Annotated in this window: 2 protein-coding genes; one reads left to right on the forward strand and one right to left on the reverse strand. The window is 62.7% G+C overall.

All coding sequences use genetic code 11. From position 1 onward, the window contains the following. On the forward strand, positions 1-220 hold a 220-nt coding region (locus FJ419_RS31060), incomplete at its 5' end, for a hypothetical protein (protein ID WP_210241397.1). Positions 221-286: 66 nt separating this feature from the next. Here the strand turns inward: FJ419_RS31060 and FJ419_RS30580 are convergent. Then, on the reverse strand, positions 287-1396 hold the full coding sequence (locus FJ419_RS30580; RefSeq protein WP_064995672.1) for an IS110 family transposase: 1110 nt from the start codon (positions 1394-1396) through the stop codon (positions 287-289). Between the last annotated feature and the right edge of the window lie 67 nt (positions 1397-1463).

A 1463-nucleotide genomic window follows, 5' to 3' on the forward strand; every position in this document is an offset into this window, starting at 1 on the left:
CGCTCTGATGTCCGCTGTCAAGGTTTGGAACGCAGAAGGTCGCCCGATCCGAGGAACGGCTGCTCATTCTGATGAGCGCGCATGGGTGGAGGCGGAACTGAAGGACGTCGGTGATCAAGCTCTGATGCGCGGGTTGGCTACCGCATTCCCGATTGTGCGTCCGGGGCTGTTCCTATCTTACTGCGGGCGTCGGTCAATTTGCCGGCCACAAAGCGTCTGACGGGCATTCCCCTGCCGTGGTCCCGCCTCCGCCCATGCGCGAGGTGTAGACTGCCGCGGCGAGCGATCAGGTGGAGCGTGCCTCCCTGGCGACGGCCCACATGAAGCCGACTAGTTCGCGGGCGATCGCCGTGCAGACCACCGTCGTTCGCTTGCCTCGCGCAACCAGCTTTCGATACCGGGTCGTCAGGCGGGCCTGAGCCTTCCATGCGATCTCACGGACTTTCGGCGGTGCCTGCTCCAACCGGTACAGCTTCGCCTTGCCGATCCGGGGTGGATGTCGATAGGTCCAGGCGCTCTCAACCAGCATGTGGCGAACGCGGCCATTGCCTGCCTTGGTGATGCCGCCACGCCTGATTGTCTCTCCAGTCGACCGCTCGCCGGGAACGAGGCCGAGATAGCCCATGAGCTGGCGAGGGCTCTCAAAACGGCTTACGTCGCCGACCTCGGTGGCGAACGTCACGGCGACGATCAGATCGACCCCACGCAATGTCTGGAGCGCTCGCACGATCGGCGCCAGCGACCAGTTCGGGATGAACTCTTCGATCACGCGATCAAGCCGTTCCACACGCTCTTTCGAGACGCGCACCGCTTCGACCATTTCCTGGAGCGCGATCTGATGTGCAGGATAATCGAACCGCTGCTCCTGCAACCAACGCAGGTAGCGCATGGTCCAGTTCTTCGTGCGCGGATAGGCACGACCATGCTTGAGCATGAAAGCGCTCACCTGCTGGCGATGGACCCGCAGCGTCTCGACCGCGGCTGCCCGGGCGCGAACGAGATCTCGCATGGCTTCGTGATCTTCATCGGGAACCCATACCGCCGTCAGTTCGCCGGCGCGCAGCAGCCTTGCCAATGAAAGAGCATCCCGGCGGTTCGTTTTCACCCGATCGCCAGGCTTCCTTGGAATCAGCGATGGCGCGACCACGGTGCATTCATGGCCAAGGGAACGGATCAGCCGGTAAAGGCCATAGCCGGTTGGGCCCGCCTCGTAGCATAGGTGGATGCGATCGAACTTGGCAGCGATCCGTTGGATAACGCGGCGCATACTCGTATCCGATGCGTCGACCTCGCCGAAGAACCGAACCTCTCCCTCCCGGCCGGCTTCCGCAATCGCGATGGCGTTCCTCAGCTTAGCGACATCGATTCCGACAAATGCTTCCCTATAATCTGCCACGGCTCGTCCTCCTGTGATGAGGATCGGCTCGGACCGCCCGAGCAACCCTCGGACGCGCAGTGTAGGG

It is taken from the genome of Mesorhizobium sp. B2-6-2, from assembly GCF_006440615.1.
In the GTDB taxonomy this organism is placed as follows: Bacteria; Pseudomonadota; Alphaproteobacteria; order Rhizobiales; family Rhizobiaceae; genus Mesorhizobium.